This is a genomic window from Nocardioides sp. NPDC127514 (assembly GCF_040302125.1).
Lineage (GTDB): Bacteria > Actinomycetota > Actinomycetes > Propionibacteriales > Nocardioidaceae > Nocardioides.
On record NZ_JBEORF010000016.1, the window covers coordinates 59,851 to 74,483 of the forward strand.

Annotated in this window: 13 protein-coding genes; 8 read left to right on the plus strand and 5 right to left on the minus strand. The window is 69.5% G+C overall.

Going from position 1 to position 14,633, the window contains the following annotated elements:
* Positions 1–12: 12 nt before the first annotated feature.
* The 3 genes from ABTX24_RS14315 to ABTX24_RS14325 form a co-directional block, all read right to left on the minus strand.
* Positions 13–1,212 carry an RtcB family protein gene (locus ABTX24_RS14315; RefSeq protein ID WP_502890806.1) on the minus strand — a complete coding sequence of 400 codons (1,200 nt, stop codon included), beginning with the start codon at positions 1,210–1,212 and terminating at the stop codon, positions 13–15.
* A gap of 280 nt (positions 1,213–1,492) precedes the next feature.
* The gene (locus ABTX24_RS14320) at positions 1,493–1,963 is read right to left on the minus strand and encodes a PPOX class F420-dependent oxidoreductase (RefSeq protein WP_350840465.1); all 471 of its coding nucleotides are present in this window, start codon (positions 1,961–1,963) and stop codon (positions 1,493–1,495) included.
* Positions 1,929–2,570, minus strand: coding sequence for a glyoxalase (locus ABTX24_RS14325; protein ID WP_350840467.1), 642 nt, complete (start codon positions 2,568–2,570; stop codon positions 1,929–1,931). Before ABTX24_RS14325 ends, ABTX24_RS14320 begins: the two co-directional genes overlap by 35 nt.
* Positions 2,571–2,817: 247 nt before the next feature.
* Here ABTX24_RS14325 and ABTX24_RS14330 point away from each other — a divergent pair, with 247 nt between their 5' ends.
* Genes ABTX24_RS14330 through ABTX24_RS14340 form a run of 3 tightly spaced genes read left to right on the plus strand, consistent with a single transcriptional unit; the run spans position 2,818 to position 5,460 of the window.
* Positions 2,818–3,780, plus strand: coding sequence for an ABC transporter ATP-binding protein (locus ABTX24_RS14330; protein WP_502890807.1), 963 nt, complete (start codon positions 2,818–2,820; stop codon positions 3,778–3,780).
* Positions 3,773–4,564 carry an ABC transporter permease gene (locus ABTX24_RS14335; protein WP_350840469.1) on the plus strand — a complete coding sequence of 264 codons (792 nt, stop codon included), beginning with the start codon at positions 3,773–3,775 and terminating at the stop codon, positions 4,562–4,564. Before ABTX24_RS14330 ends, ABTX24_RS14335 begins: the two co-directional genes overlap by 8 nt.
* Positions 4,561–5,460, plus strand: coding sequence for a COX15/CtaA family protein (locus tag ABTX24_RS14340; protein ID WP_350840471.1), 900 nt, complete (start codon positions 4,561–4,563; stop codon positions 5,458–5,460). Before ABTX24_RS14335 ends, ABTX24_RS14340 begins: the two co-directional genes overlap by 4 nt.
* A 21-nt stretch (positions 5,461–5,481) precedes the next feature.
* Here ABTX24_RS14340 and ABTX24_RS14345 read toward each other — a convergent pair whose 3' ends face one another.
* Together ABTX24_RS14345 and ABTX24_RS14350 are read right to left on the minus strand one after the other, a co-directional pair.
* Positions 5,482–6,351 (minus strand): GNAT family N-acetyltransferase, encoded by an 870-nt coding sequence (locus ABTX24_RS14345; protein WP_350840473.1) that lies wholly within the window; start codon positions 6,349–6,351, stop codon positions 5,482–5,484.
* 54 nt (positions 6,352–6,405) lie between these two features.
* The gene (locus ABTX24_RS14350; protein WP_160022609.1) at positions 6,406–7,344 is read right to left on the minus strand and encodes a heme o synthase; all 939 of its coding nucleotides are present in this window, start codon (positions 7,342–7,344) and stop codon (positions 6,406–6,408) included.
* A 170-nt stretch (positions 7,345–7,514) separates the two neighbouring features.
* Here ABTX24_RS14350 and tkt point away from each other — a divergent pair, with 170 nt between their 5' ends.
* From tkt to ABTX24_RS14375, 5 genes are all read left to right on the plus strand, one after another.
* Positions 7,515–9,626, plus strand: coding sequence for a transketolase (gene tkt, locus ABTX24_RS14355; RefSeq protein WP_350714775.1), 2,112 nt, complete (start codon positions 7,515–7,517; stop codon positions 9,624–9,626).
* Positions 9,627–9,629: 3 nt separating this feature from the next.
* The gene (gene tal / locus ABTX24_RS14360) at positions 9,630–10,733 is read left to right on the plus strand and encodes a transaldolase (protein ID WP_350840475.1); all 1,104 of its coding nucleotides are present in this window, start codon (positions 9,630–9,632) and stop codon (positions 10,731–10,733) included.
* Positions 10,733–12,385 (plus strand): glucose-6-phosphate isomerase, encoded by a 1,653-nt coding sequence (gene pgi / locus ABTX24_RS14365; RefSeq protein ID WP_350840477.1) that lies wholly within the window; start codon positions 10,733–10,735, stop codon positions 12,383–12,385. Before tal ends, pgi begins: the two co-directional genes overlap by 1 nt.
* Positions 12,382–13,122, plus strand: coding sequence for a 6-phosphogluconolactonase (pgl, locus tag ABTX24_RS14370; protein WP_160022601.1), 741 nt, complete (start codon positions 12,382–12,384; stop codon positions 13,120–13,122). The genes pgi and pgl overlap by 4 nt, the downstream gene beginning before the upstream one ends.
* A 147-nt stretch (positions 13,123–13,269) precedes the next feature.
* Positions 13,270–14,478 carry an endonuclease gene (locus ABTX24_RS14375; protein WP_350840479.1) on the plus strand — a complete coding sequence of 403 codons (1,209 nt, stop codon included), beginning with the start codon at positions 13,270–13,272 and terminating at the stop codon, positions 14,476–14,478.
* Positions 14,479–14,633 lie beyond the last annotated feature (155 nt).

The window sequence follows — 14,633 nt, forward strand, 5'->3', positions numbered from 1 at the left end:
CCTATTGCTGCCTCAGCCCTTCACACAGAGCAGCGTGCGCAGCCGAGCCTCCACGTAGACCAGATCCGTCTGTGCCTCGATGACGCTCTCCAGGGACTTGTACGCACCGGGGATCTCGTCGACGACGCCGGCGTCCTTGCGGCACTCGACTCCCTCGGTCTGCGCGGCGAGGTCGGCGACGCTGAAGGTCTTCTTCGCCTTCGAACGCGACATCTTCCGGCCCGCGCCGTGGGAGGCAGAGCAGTAGGACGCCTCGTTGCCGAGCCCGCGCACGACGTACGAACCGGTGCCCATCGATCCTGGGATCAGCCCGTACTCGTCGGACTTGGCCGAGATCGCGCCCTTCCGGGTGACGACCAGGTCCACGCCGTCGTAGGTCTCCCGGGCGACGTAGTTGTGGTGGGCGTTGACCTCCCGGCCCCACACGACCTCGGGGAAGAAGCGCGCGAAGACGCTCTTGACCGTAGCCATCATGATCCGCCGGTTGAGCTTGGCGTAGTCCTGTGCCCAGTAGAGGTCGTGCAGGTAGGCGTCCATCTCCGCGGTGCCGGCCAGGAAGACCGCCAGGTCGCGGTCGGGCAGGCCGAGGTTGTGCTCGAGCCCCTTGGCCGCGTAGATGTGCCGCTCGGCGATCTCCTTGCCGATGTTGCGGCTGCCGGAGTGCAGCATCAGCCAGATCACGCCGTCGTCGTCGGCGGTCACCTCGATGAAGTGATTTCCACCGCCGAGCGAGCCGCACTGCGCGACCGCCCGCTTGTGCCGGTCGCCGAGCTTCGGCGCCCGCAGCTCCTCGAAGCCGCCGAAGAGCTTGTCGAAGGCGACCTTCAGCTTCAGGTCCTTGCGGACGACGCCGGCCTGGCCGTCGTTCGCCTGGAACCCGACCGGGACCGCCTCCTCGATCGCCGAGCGCAGCGGGCCGAGGTCGTCGGGCAGGTCGCTGGTCGTGACGGAGGTCTTGACCGCCATCATCCCGCAGCCGATGTCGACACCGACCGCGCTCGGCGAGACGGCGTCCTTCATCGCGACCACGGAGCCGACCGTGGCGCCCTTGCCGAGATGCACGTCCGGCATGACACGTACTCCGTGCACCCAGGGCAGCTTGGAGATGTTGCGCAGCTGGTCCTGGGCAGCGTGCTCGATCTCGTGCGGACGCGCCCACATCAGGGTCTCGGCCTTGGCGCCGGCCAGGGCGATCGGGAACTCGTTCGTCATCTCTTTCTCTCCTTCGACAGGGCCGGGGCATGCGAAAGGGCCGCTCCGGCCGGGTTCTTGCGGCGGGAGCGGCCCTTTCAGGTCGGCGCTGATGCTCAGCGCGTCGGCGGCTCCTGGCCGATGCGGTCCGAGCGGAGGTCGGAGCGCAGGCAGGCTTCGCTCGCCAGACCGGGGTTCCCGGCGGCGGAGCGGATCTCGACCGACCTGCGCATGCTCATCTCCTCGTGTGTTCCTGTGTGCTGGAAACGGTAGTCAGCGGCGTACGTCTGGTGCCACTGGTTTACGCGAGGCGGGCGGGGAAGCCACCGGTGGCGACCGGGCCCCAGCGCTTCGGGGTGATCCGAAGGAGGGACTTGCCCTGGTCGACCATGGCCTGGCGGTACTCGTCCCAGTCGGAGTGCTCGCCGGAGATGTTGCGGAAGTAGGTGACGAAGGCGTCCAGGGCTTCCTCGCCCGCAGTCGCGTTGAGCACCTCGGCGTCGCCGTCGACCTGGACCCAGGCGCCGTTCCACTCATCCGAGAGAACCATGACGCTGACCTGCGGGCGACTGCGGGCATTGCGGGTCTTGGCCCGTTCGGGGTAGGTCGCGATCACGATGCGCCCGTCGTCGTCGACGCCACCGGTGACCGGCGAGAGCTGTGGGGACCCGTCGGCTCGGCTGGTCACCAGGATCATCTGGTGGCGGGGACGTACGAACTCCAGGAGCCCCTCGAGATCAACGGTCGTGTTCGTCGCGATCGTGCGTGCCATGGTCACCAGCCTGCCAGGTGAACCCGTCCGGGTCCGTGAAGGCCTCGCTACCGCCGCCCAGGACGATTCCGTACGCAGCGTCCGGGTCGACCGCGACACCGGTCTCCTTCTCCAGGGCACGCCGGGGATAGATCGCGAGCTGGACGGCGCCGGGAGCGGCCTCGAACTCGGCGTACTTGCCGCCGAAGCTCCGCTTCACGCCGAGCCCTCGCTCGGCGTAGAACCGCTTGGTCGCCTTGACGTCGGCGACGCCGAGGAGCAGGACGATGTCGTCGATCTCGCGGGTGGCGGGGCCGTTGTCCTTCTTCGCCGAGGTGGCGATCTTCCAGATCGAGCCGTCGGGGGCCTGGACGATGCCGCCGTAGCCCCAGAACGACTTCTCGACCGGCTTGAGGGAGGTGGCGCCGGCCGCGAGCGCGGAGTCGACGAGACTGTCGACCGTCGATGGCTGGCCGACGACCAAGGAGATCGTGAACGGCCGGCCGGTGCCGGTGCCCGGGCCCTGGCGTACGGAGATCTGGTCGGTGAGCCCGAAGGCCTTCTCGTAGAACGCCCGGGCGTCCGTGGGGTCTGCAGCGTCGAGGGTGATGGTCTGAAGTGTGAACATGTCTCGACCTTAGGAATCCCGGGGCCTTGCGGGCTTCTCGATTCCTGACCGCCTCGCTTGTTGATCTCCTGAGCAGAAATTGTGTCTGAGACACCGCGTCATAGGTCTGGGGGCATGGCGTCTCATCCCCGCGTTGGCCGTCCTTCGGTGGGAGTTGGGCGGCCAACGTCCTGACAGGCACCTAAGAATCCATGGGATCGCACCTAGGCGATTGGGCCGGTGGCGTACGCCTTCTTAGACTGCCGCCGTGGACTCTTCCGTCGCCAGGCCTGCTGTCGAGGTACGCGACCTGCGCATGACCTATGGCGACAAGACGGCCGTCGACGGACTCACGCTGAGCGTCGCGGAGGGCTCGATCACGGCCGTGCTCGGGCCCAACGGTGCCGGCAAGACGACGACCCTGGAGACCTGCGAGGGCTACCGGAAGCCCCAGCAGGGGACGGTTCGCGTCCTCGGGCTCGACCCGATCGCCGACCGCAAGCAGCTGCTCCCCCGGATCGGGGTGATGCTGCAGGGTCAGGGCGCCTGGAGCGGCGTACGCGCCATGGAGATGCTCAAGCACATCGCCCGGCTGCACGCGCATCCGCTCGACGTCGACTACCTGTCCGAGCGGCTGGGCCTGGGCGAGTGCGGCCGCACCCCCTACCGGCGGCTCTCCGGCGGGCAGCAGCAGCGGCTCGGGCTGGCGATGGCGCTGGTGGGCCGTCCGGAGCTGGTGTTCGTGGACGAGCCCACGGCGGGGATGGACCCGCAGGGGCGGCGTACGACCTGGGAGCTGCTGCGCGAGCTCAGGCAGGACGGCGTCACCGTCGTGCTCACCACGCACTACCTGGAGGAGGCCGAGGAGCTGGCCGACCAGGTGCACATCATCGACCGCGGCCGGATGATCGCCTCGGGCACTCCGCTGGAGCTCACCCGCGGCGGCGCGACCGCCACCGTGCGGCTGGTCGTGACCAAGCCGTTCCCACCCGGCGCGCGCGAGTCGCTGCGCAAGGCGCTCGGCGAGGACACCGAGGTCACCCTGCTCGACGAGCGCTCGATGCGGGTCACCGGCAAGGCCGACCCGACCACGCTCGCCAAGGTGAGCCGCTGGTGCGAGGAGAACGACGTCCTCCCGGAGTCGCTGACCCTGGGCCGCCGGAGCCTCGAGGACGTCTTCCTCGATCTCACCGGCGGCCTTCACCTCACCGAGGGGATCGAGCATGTCTGAGGTCGCCACGGGGACCTTCACCCCCAAGCCCGGCGGTGCGCCGATCACCCAGCAGGTGGTCGCCCAGGCGCTGATGGAAGCCAAGCTGATGCTCCGCAACGGAGAGCAGCTCCTGCTGGCCGTCGTGATCCCGGTGATGGTGCTCGTCGGCGGCGTCACCGCCGGCAACGCCATCGACCTCGACCTCGGCACCGACCGCCCGCTGGTCGACCTCCTGACCCCCGGGGTCCTTGCGCTGGCCATCATGTCGACGAGCTTCACCAGCCTCGCGATCGCGACCGGCTTCGAGCGGCGCTACGGCGTGATCAAGCGCCTCGGCGCCTCACCGCTCCCCCGGACCGGCCTGCTCGCCGGAAAGGTGCTCGCGCTCGGCTGCGTACAGCTCGTGCAGCTCTTCGTCATCGGCGCCGTCGGCCAGATCCTCGGCTGGACCCCCGCCGCAGGGTTCGGCACCGTCCTCGCCTTCTTCCTCGCCATCGCGATGGGCACCCTGGCCTTCGCCTCGCTCGGGCTCTTCGTCGCCGGGGTGCTGCGGGCCGAGGCGACTCTGGCCGCCGCCAACCTCATCTACCTGCTCCTCCTGGCCGGCGGTGCCGTCGTGCTGCCGCTGACGGCGTACGGCGCCTACGGCGACGTCGCCCGCTGGCTCCCCTCGGGCGCGCTCGGAGAGGCCGTACGCACCGCCTTCCTCGACGGCGTCCCGGCCTGGCGGGACCTCGGGGTGCTCCTCGTCTGGGCCCTCCTCGGCTCGACCCTCACAGCTAGGACCTTCAAGTGGGAATGACCACCACCGAACCCTCCACCGACCCGGGCCCCTCGGCCAAAGACAAGGCCCTCGGCTGGCTCCGCGCGCATGCGTTCGGGCTGGCCATCGCCAACCTCGTCGCCAACATCGGGATCGTGGTGACCGGTGCGGTGGTCCGGCTGACCGGCTCCGGCCTCGGCTGCCCCACCTGGCCCAAGTGCACCGAGGAGTCCTACGTGGCTCACGAAGCGCTCGGGATCAACGGCGTCATCGAGTTCGGCAACCGGCTGCTGACCTACGTCCTGGCCGCGATCGCCATCACCGTCGTCATCGCCGTCTGGAACCGCCGCGGCACCATTCGCACCCTGGCGATCGTCATCGCCCTCGGTGTCCCGCTGCAGGGCGTCATCGGCGGCATCACCGTCCTCTCCGAGCTCAACCCCTACGTCGTCGCGCTCCACCTGCTCGCCTCGATGGCGATGGTCGGCCTGTGCGTGTGGCTGCTCGACGACCTCCGCTCGCCGGAGCGTGAGGCCGCGCCGCGCACCGTACGCATCGCCGCTGTGGTCACCTTCGTCGTCGGCTGGCTCTCCCTCTGGCTCGGCACGGTCGTGACCGGCTCCGGCCCGCACTCCGGCGACCTCGAGTCCCGCCGCACCGGCCTCGACCCGGCCCTGATGTCCCACATCCACGCCTACGCCGTCTACGCGCTCATCGCCGCGACCCTGGTCACGCTGTGGCTCGGCCGCAAGCACGCGTACGTCCGTCAGGTCACGCTCGTCCTGCTGGCCATCGAGCTCGCCCAGGGCCTGATCGGCTGGGTCCAGTACCTCACCGACCTTCCCGTCCTCCTGGTCGGCTTCCACATGCTCGGCGCCGCCCTCATCTCCGCCGGCCTCGCCCGCGTCGTCTGCTCGGTCCGCGCCCACGCCTAGCCCCGACGTGGTCGGCTCCCGTCAGAGCAGCGCCCCGTTGTGGATGTACGTCGCGGGCGGAGCCATCCCGCGAACCCCGAGGTAGCCGTCGGTGCCGAGGCTCAGGCGACAGGCGAGCCCGACGTCCGTCGCCCACTGGTTGGCGGCGGTGACATGGCCGACGACGGCCCGCTCGTCCGTGGTGCGCGCCAGGCACTCCCACAGCAGCCGGACCGCGGTCTCCTCGTCGAGGGCGGCGAGCAGCGCGGGGCCGCTGGTGCCGGCATAGGCATACCCACGACCCGCAGTGTCGACGACCAAGGTGCCCATCGACGCCAGTGTCTCGTGATCGGGACCGTGGCCCGCGCCGCGGGCCAGCCGGTCGATGTGGTCGAGGAGGCCGACGTCGTCGAGCGAACCCTGCCGCAGTCCGCCGACGGTCGGCAGGGCTGACCGGTCGACCTGGCCCCACAGGACCATCTGCGGGTGCAGGTCGAAGCCTGCCAGCCGGTAGCGCCGGACCGCCTTCGGGTCATCGCTCGCGGACAGCATCCACCGCGGGCAGTCGGCCCCGTGCTGGGCGGCCAGGGCGAGGATGCGCTTGCCGACTCCCTGCCCCTGCAGCCCGGGACGTACGGCATAGGTCGCCAGCGCCCACACCGCATCGTCGCGGCGGATCGAGGTCGCGAAACCGGCGAGTCCGTGCTCGTCGACCGCGACGACGCACCCCTCCGGGTCGGTGTCCAGGAACCGCCGCGTACGCCGGTTCCACTTCTCCGCCTGCTCGGGGGACCGCTTCTCCGGCTCGGTCTCGTGCGGCCGCCGGATCCGTACGTCGAGCTCGTAGAACGCCTCCGCGCTCAGCCGCTCCGCCAGCGGGACGTCCTCGGGCTGCATCGACCGGATCTCCACGCCGGAACCCTATCGAGCCGCACGACGCGTCGATCAGCTCAGCGGGCGGAGGTCTCAGCGCAGGAGCGGGTCGACCGCGAGGGCGACGAAGAGCAGGCTCAGGTAGAGGTTGCTCGAGTGGAAGAGCTGCATCGGGCGGATCTTGGTGAGGTCCTCGGTGCCCTTGGCTCGCGCGTGCAGCTGGTGGGCCTGGACGAGGAAGACGGCGCCGAGGCCGATCGCTGCGACCGGGTAGAGCCAGCCGGTGGAGGCGAGGGGCCACAGCAGCAGCGAGGTGGCGACCATCACCCAGGAGTACGCCACGATCTGAGCACCCACGTAGCGGGCGGACTTGACCACCGGCAGCATCGGCACGTCGACCTGGGCGTAGTCCTCGCGGTAGCGCAGCGCCAGGGCCCAGGTGTGCGGCGGGGTCCAGAAGAAGACGACCATGAACAGGATCAGCGGCTCCCAGTTCACCGAGTTGGTGACCGCGGTCCAGCCGATCAGGGTCGGGAAGCAGCCCGCGATGCCGCCCCAGACGATGTTCTGCGTGGTGCGCCGCTTGAGCAGCATCGTGTAGACGAAGACGTAGAACGCGTTGGCGGCCACCGACAGCCCGGCGGAGAGCCAGTTGACGAAGAGGCCGAGGACAACCACCGACAGCACCGCGAGGACCGACCCGAAGATCAGCGCCGCCCGCGGGGTGACCACGTGCCGCGGCAGGGCCCGGCGTCGCGTACGCCTCATCTGCTCGTCGATGTCGCGGTCGTAGACGCAGTTGAAGACCGAGGCCGAGCCGGCCGAGAAGATCCCACCGACGACCGTGGCCGCGACCAGGCCGACGCCCGGGACACCCTGGGCGGCGAAGAACATCACCGGCACGGTGGTGAGCAGCAGCAGCTCGATCACGCGGGGCTTCGTCAGGGAGACGTACGCCGAGATGACATCGCGCATTGACGCGCGGTCGCTACGCTGGTCGAGGTCGGGGACCGGCTGTTCGACGTGCGTCACTGAGAAGATCCTTCTCGATCGGGTTGAGGCTTCACATGCGGCTCATACAGGCAGTTCACAGCATGCGGCTCGCAGTCTAACCCGGGGCGTGAGTAGGCTCGGATTCGGCAGCCCCCCACGGCCAGCCCAAGAACCTCCCAAGTGGACTCTCCGATTTGAAAAGGCACCTCGTGAGCACCAAACCTGTACTCGAGTGGACCGATCTGGACAGCAAGGCCGTGGACACCGTCCGCGTTCTCGCCATGGACTCCGTGCAGAAGGTCGGCAACGGCCACCCTGGCACCGCGATGAGCCTGGCCCCTGCTGCCTATCTGCTCTTCCAGAAGGTGATGAAGCACAACCCGGCCGACACCGACTGGCTCGGCCGTGACCGGTTCGTGCTCTCCGTCGGCCACTCGAGCGTCACCCTCTACATCCAGCTCTACCTCGGCGGCTTCGGTCTCGAGCTCGGCGACCTGGAGAGCCTGCGCACCTGGGGCTCGCTGACCCCGGGTCACCCCGAGCGCGGCCACACGCGCGGCGTGGAGGTGACCACCGGCCCGCTCGGCCAGGGCGTCGCCAACGCCGTCGGCATCGCGATGGCCCAGCGCCGGCTGCGCGGCCTGCTCGACCCAGACACCCCGGTCGACCAGCCGAGCCCGTTCGACCACAAGACGTACGTCCTGGCCGGCGACGGCGACCTGCAGGAGGGCGTCAGCAGCGAGGCGAGCTCGATCGCCGGCACGCAGAAGCTCGGCAACCTCACGATGATCTACGACGCCAACCGGATCTCGATCGAGGGTGACACCAACGTCGCGTTCACCGAAGACGTCGCGGCTCGCTACCGGGCCTACGGCTGGCACGTCCAGGAGGTCGACTGGACCCACGACGGCACCGGCTACACAGAGGACGTCCCGGCGCTGTTCGACGCGATCAACGCCGCCGGCGAGGTCACCGACCAGCCGTCGCTGATCGTGCTGCGCACCGTCATCGCCTGGCCGGCCCCGAACGCGCAGAACACCGAGGCGGCCCACGGTTCGGCGCTCGGCGCCGAGGAGGTCGCCGCGACCAAGGAGATCCTGGGCTTCGACCCGGCGAAGTCCTTCGACGTCGACCCCGAGGTGCTCGCCCACACCCGCAAGCTCATCGAGCGCGGCGAGAAGGCCGAGCAGGCCTGGCGCGCCGAGGAGGCCGCCTGGGCCGAGGCCAACCCGGAGGGCGCCAAGCTGCTCGAGCGGATGCAGGCCGGGGAGCTTCCCGCCGACATCGCCGACGCGCTGCCGTTCTTCGAGGCCGACGCCAAGGGCATCGCCACCCGTGCCGCCTCCGGCAAGGTGATCAACGCGCTCGCGCCGGTGCTGCCCGAGCTGTGGGGCGGCTCGGCCGACCTCGCCGGCTCCAACAACACCACCATCTCCGGTGCGCCCAGCTTCGTCCCCGAGGACCGCTCCACCCACGAGTGGAAGGGCGACCCCTACGCCGGCCGCGTGCTCCACTTCGGCATCCGCGAGCACGCCATGGGCGCGATCCTCAACGGCATCGTGGCCCACTCGCCCACCAAGGCCTTCGGCGGCACGTTCTTCCAGTTCTCCGACTACATGCGCGGTGCCGTACGCGTCGGGGCGCTGTCCAAGCTGCCGGTGATCCACGTCTGGACCCACGACTCCGTCGGTCTGGGCGAGGACGGCCCGACCCACCAGCCGGTCGAGCACCTCGCCGCGGTCCGGGCGATCCCGGGTCTCGACGTGGTCCGTCCCGCCGACGCCAACGAGACCGCCGCCGCGTGGCTCGAGGTGCTCAAGCACCACGACCGCCCCTCGGCGCTCATCCTGACCCGTCAGGCGCTGCCGACCTTCCCCCGCGGCAAGGACGGCTACGCGACCACCGAGGGTGTGGCCAAGGGTGGCTACGTACTCCTCGACTCCCCCACCGGCACCGTCGACGTCGTCCTGCTCGGCACCGGCTCCGAGGTGCAGTACGCCGTCGCCGCCCGCGAGGAGCTGGCGAAGGAGGGCATCGGGGCCCGCGTCGTCTCGCTGCCCTGCCTGGAGTGGTTCGAGGCCCAGGAGCAGGACTACCGCGACTCGGTGATCCCGCCCAACGTCAAGGCGCGCGTCAGCGTCGAGGCCGGCGTGAAGCAGGGCTGGCGGGAGTACGTCGGCGACGCCGGCCGGATCGTCTCGCTCGAGCACTTCGGCGCCTCGGCGTCCGGTGCGCTGCTGTTCAAGGAGTACGGCTTCACCCCCGAGGCGGTCGTCACGGCCGCCAAGGAGAGCCTCGCCGCCATCAACAAGGGAGCATGAAATATGTCTGACCGTCTCAAGGCGCTGGCCGAGGCCGGCGTATCCATCTGGCTCGACGACCTCTCCCGCGAGCGGATCGAGACCGGCAACCTCGCCGATCTCGTCAAGGAGAAGTCCGTCGTCGGGGTGACCACCAACCCGACCATCTTCGCGGCCGCGATCGCCAAGGGTGAGCGCTACGACGAGCAGCTGCGCTCGCTGGTGGCCGACGGCAAGAACGTCGACGAGGTCATCTTCGGCCTCACCACCGAGGACGTACGCAACGCCTGCGACATCCTCGCGCCGGTCGCCGAGTCCACCAAGGACGACGGCCGGGTCTCGATCGAGGTCGAGCCCACCCTGGCCAACGACACCGAGGCGACCATCGCCTCCGCGAAGGCGCTGTGGGCCGCGGTCGACCGCCCCAACGCGCTGATCAAGATCCCGGCGACCCTGGAGGGGCTCCCGGCGATCACCGCCGCGATCGCCGAGGGCATCTCGGTCAACGTGACCCTGATCTTCTCGGTCGAGCGCTACCGGGCCGTGATGGACGCGTACCTGACCGGTCTGGAGCAGGCCAAGGCGGCCGGCAAGGACCTGTCCACGATCCGCAGCGTGGCGTCGTTCTTCGTCTCGCGGGTCGACACCGAGATCGACAAGCGGCTCGAGGCGATCGGCACCCCCGAGGCCAGCGCGCTGCTCGGCAAGGCCGCGGTGGCCAACGCGATCGCCGCCTACGCCGCCTTCGAGGAGGTCCACGCCAGCGAGCGCTGGACCGCCCTGGCTGCCGAGGGCGCCAACGCCCAGCGGCCGCTGTGGGCCTCGACCGGGGTCAAGAACCCGGCCTACCCCGACACCCTCTACGTCACCGACCTGGTCGTCGCCGACACGGTCAACACCATGCCGGAGAAGACCATGGAGGCCTTCGCCGACCACGGCAAGGTCAAGGGCGATGTCGTCACCGGCAAGGGTGCCGAGGCGGCCACCGTCTTCGAGTCGCTCCGCTCGGTCGGAGTCGACCTCGATGACGTCTTCCTGGTGCTGGAGACCGAGGGCGTGGACAAGTTCAAGGTCTCCTGGACCGAGCTCGTCGACACCGTGCAGGGCCAGATCGAGGCGGTCAAGTAGTGGGCGGCCCGGTCGACGCGACGACGACGGACGCCTGGAAGGCACTCACCGAGCTGCGAGCCGGTATCACACCTGACCTGCGCTCGTGGTTCGCCGATGATCCCGGCCGGGCCTCACGCTTCACTTATCAAGCGGCCGACCTCCATGTCGACCTCTCCAAGAACCTCCTCACCGACGACCTCCTGGCCGAACTGCTGGCGCTCGCCGAGCAGGTCGGTCTGGAGGCGCGGCGCGACGCGATGCTCGCCGGCGAGCACATCAACGTCACCGAGGACCGCGCAGTGCTCCACACCGCCCTGCGCCTTCCCGCCGACGCCTCCCTCGAGGTCGACGGCACCGACGTGGTGCCCGCCGTCCACGAGACCCTGGCGAAGATGTACGCCTTCGCCGACCGGGTCCGCTCCGGTGAGTGGAAGGGCGTCACCGGTGAGCGGATCCGCACCGTGGTCAACATCGGCATCGGCGGCTCCGACCTGGGCCCGGTGATGGCGTACGAAGCGCTCGAGCCGTTCCGTCACCCGGAGATCGAGTGCCGGTTCATCTCCAACATCGATCCCACCGACGCCGGCCAGAAGCTGAAGGGGCTCGACCCCGCCACCACGCTGTTCGTCGTCTCCTCGAAGACCTTCTCGACGCTGGAGACGCTGACCAACGCCCGCCTCGCGCGCACCTGGCTGCTCGACTCGCTCGGTGACGGCGTGGACGCCGCCGAGGCCGTCTCGAAGCACTTCGTGGCCGTCTCCACGGCGCTGGACAAGGTCGCGGCCTTCGGGATCGACCCGGAGAACGCCTTCGGCTTCTGGGACTGGGTCGGCGGCCGCTACTCGGTCGACTCCGCGATCGGCACGTCCCTGGCGATCGCCATCGGGCCGGAGGGGTTCGCCGAGTTCCTCGGCGGGTTCCACGCGATCGACGAGCACTTCGCGAAGACTCCGCTCGCGCAGAACGTGCCGGCGCTGATGGGTCTCCTGAACGTCTGGTACGTCAACTTCCTCGACGCTCAGACCCACGCCGTGCTGCCCTACTCCCAGCTGCTGCACCGGTTCCCTGCGTACCTCCAGCAGCTGACGATGGAGTCCAACGGCAAGTCGGTGCGCTGGGACGGCACCGCGGTCACCACGGACACCGGCGAGGTGTTCTGGGGCGAGCCCGGCACCAACGGACAGCACGCGTTCTACCAGCTGATCCACCAGGGCACCCGGGTGATCCCGGCCGACTTCATCGCCTTCGCCAACCCGGCCTATCCGCTCGCGGACGGGGACATCGACGTGCACGAGCTGTTCCTGGCCAACTTCTTCGCCCAGACCCAGGCGCTCGCCTTCGGCAAGACCGCCGAGCAGGTGCGCGCCGAGGGCACCGCGGAGAACATCGTCAACGCGCGGGTCTTCTCCGGCAACCGGCCGACCACCTCGATCATGGCGCCCGCGCTGACCCCCGGCGTACTGGGCCAGCTGATCGCCCTCTACGAGCACATCACCTTCACCCAGGGCGTGGTGTGGGGCATCGACTCCTTCGACCAGTGGGGCGTCGAGCTCGGCAAGCAGCTCGCCGTCCAGATCAGCCCGGCGGTCTCCGGTGACGCGGACACCGCCAAGCAGCAGGACACCTCCACCCAATCCCTCATCGCCTACTACAGAGAGAAGCGCACGTGACCAGCGACGGTCATCCCGAGTCACTCATCGAGGTCCACGACAGCGCTGAGGCCCTGGCCTCGGCGGTCGCCGGAGAGTTCCTCAGCCGCCTCGCCGACCTGCAGGCGGCCGGCGACGTCCCCACCATCGGCCTCACCGGTGGCACGATCGCCGAGGCGATCCACCGCGAGATCGCCCGCCTCGCACCCGAGTCGGGTGTCGACTGGGGCGCGGTCGAGTTCTTCTTCGGCGACGAGCGCTACGTCGCCGCCGACTCCCCCGACCGCAACGCCGGTCAGGCCCGCGCCGCCTTCCTGACCGAGGTCGGCGTCCCGGACCACCGCATCCACGAGATGCCCGCCACCGACTCCGGCCTGAGCGTCGACGAGGCCGCGGCACGGTTCTCCGAGGACGTACGCAGCCACGGCTCGGGCGGCTTCGACATCCTGATGCTCGGCGTCGGCCCCGACGGCCACATCGCCTCCCTCTTCCCCGGCTTCCCGCAGCTCGAGGCGAAGGACGCGATCGCCGTCGGAGTCACCGGCTCCCCCAAGCCCCCGCCCGAGCGGATCACCTTCACCTTCGAGGCGCTGCGCCGGTCCACGACCGTATGGTTCCTGGTCAGCGGCGAGGGCAAGGCCGAAGCCGTGGCCAAGGCACATGCCGGCGCTCCGATCACCGAGATCCCCGCCACCGGCGTCACCGGCACCACGGAGACGACCTGGTTCCTGGACCGAGCGGCCGCGTCCAAGCTCTGACCCCTCCCGACTCGGCGCGACTGTCCCACCCAGGAGCGCCGAGTCGGCGCAAAAGTCTCGGGAACTCCGTTACCCAGGTTGCTAACTGCAGGTAAATCTTTCCCGCAGCGGGTTCCGCGGGCACCTGCCGACTGCCACCATCCGAGCATGTCCCTCAGCGCCTCTCGGCGGCTCGGCCTGACCCTGGCCAGCCTCGTTGCCCTCGCCCTGGCGAGTTTCATGGCGGTCGTGATCACGACCGCCCCGGCCCAGGCGGCCACGATCAACGTCACCACGGCGATCGCCACCCAGAACGGCTCGACGGCCACCGTACGCGGCTACATCGTCGGCCAGCCCACAGCGACCAGCACGGTCGTGACCAGCAACTACCCCAGCGACTACGCTCTCGCGATCGCTGACTCGGCCTCGGAGACCAGCACGTCCAAGATGCTCTACGTGCAGATCCCCGAGGCGTTCCGCAGCGCATGGGGCCTCCGGTCCAACCCAAGCCTCAAGGGGCGTCAGATCGACGTGACCGGCACCCTGACGGCGTACTTCTCCCATCCCGGCCACAAGAACGCCACCGCCTTCGCGTTCGCGGGCTCCACGCCGACCCCGACCCCGACCCCGACCCCGACCCCGACCCCGACCCCGACGGCCACCCCGACCGCGGACCCGAACATCCCGGCGGGCTACTACGACTCGGCCGCCGGCCTGTCCGGATCGTCGCTGAAGTCGGCGCTGCACAACATCATCGACGGCCACACCACGCTGTCCTACAGCGCGGTGTGGGAGGCGCTGAAGGTCCTCGACCAGGACCCGAACAACTCCGCGAACGTCATCGAGTTCTACTCCGGGGTCTCCACACCGAAGACCAACAACGGCGGAGACGCCAACAACTGGAACCGCGAGCACACCTGGCCGCAGAGCCACGGGGACTTCGGCACCAGCAACGGTCCCGGCACCGACGTACACCACCTTCGTCCGGAGGACGTCACCGTCAACTCCACCCGCGGCAGCAAGGACTTCGACCTGGGCGGGTCGGCGGTCTCGGAGTGCAGCGACTGCTGGACCGACTCCGACTCCTTCGAGCCACGCGACAGCGTCAAGGGCGACCTCGCCCGCGGCATCCTCTACATGGCCGTGCGCTACAACGGCGACGACGGCTTCGCCGACCTCGAGGTCAACAACTCCATCAACGGCTCGACCAACTACCTCGGCAAGGTCTGCGTACTGCTCAGCTGGCACACCGCCGACCCCGTCACCGCGGCCGAGCGCACACGCAACAACACCATCTACTCGACCTACCAGCGCAACCGAAACCCCTTCATCGATCACCCGGAGTACGCCGAGTCCATCTTCGGCGCCACCTGCTGACCCTCCCCGCCGAGTCGGCGCATCTGTCCCACGCAGAGGCGCCGACTCGGCGCGTCAGCCCCGCTCGAACGACCCGAGCCGGCGCGTCAGCCCCATACTGTCCACAGGCTTTTCCACAGGCCACCGAGGACCGCTGGCGGGATCCGGGGACGGCT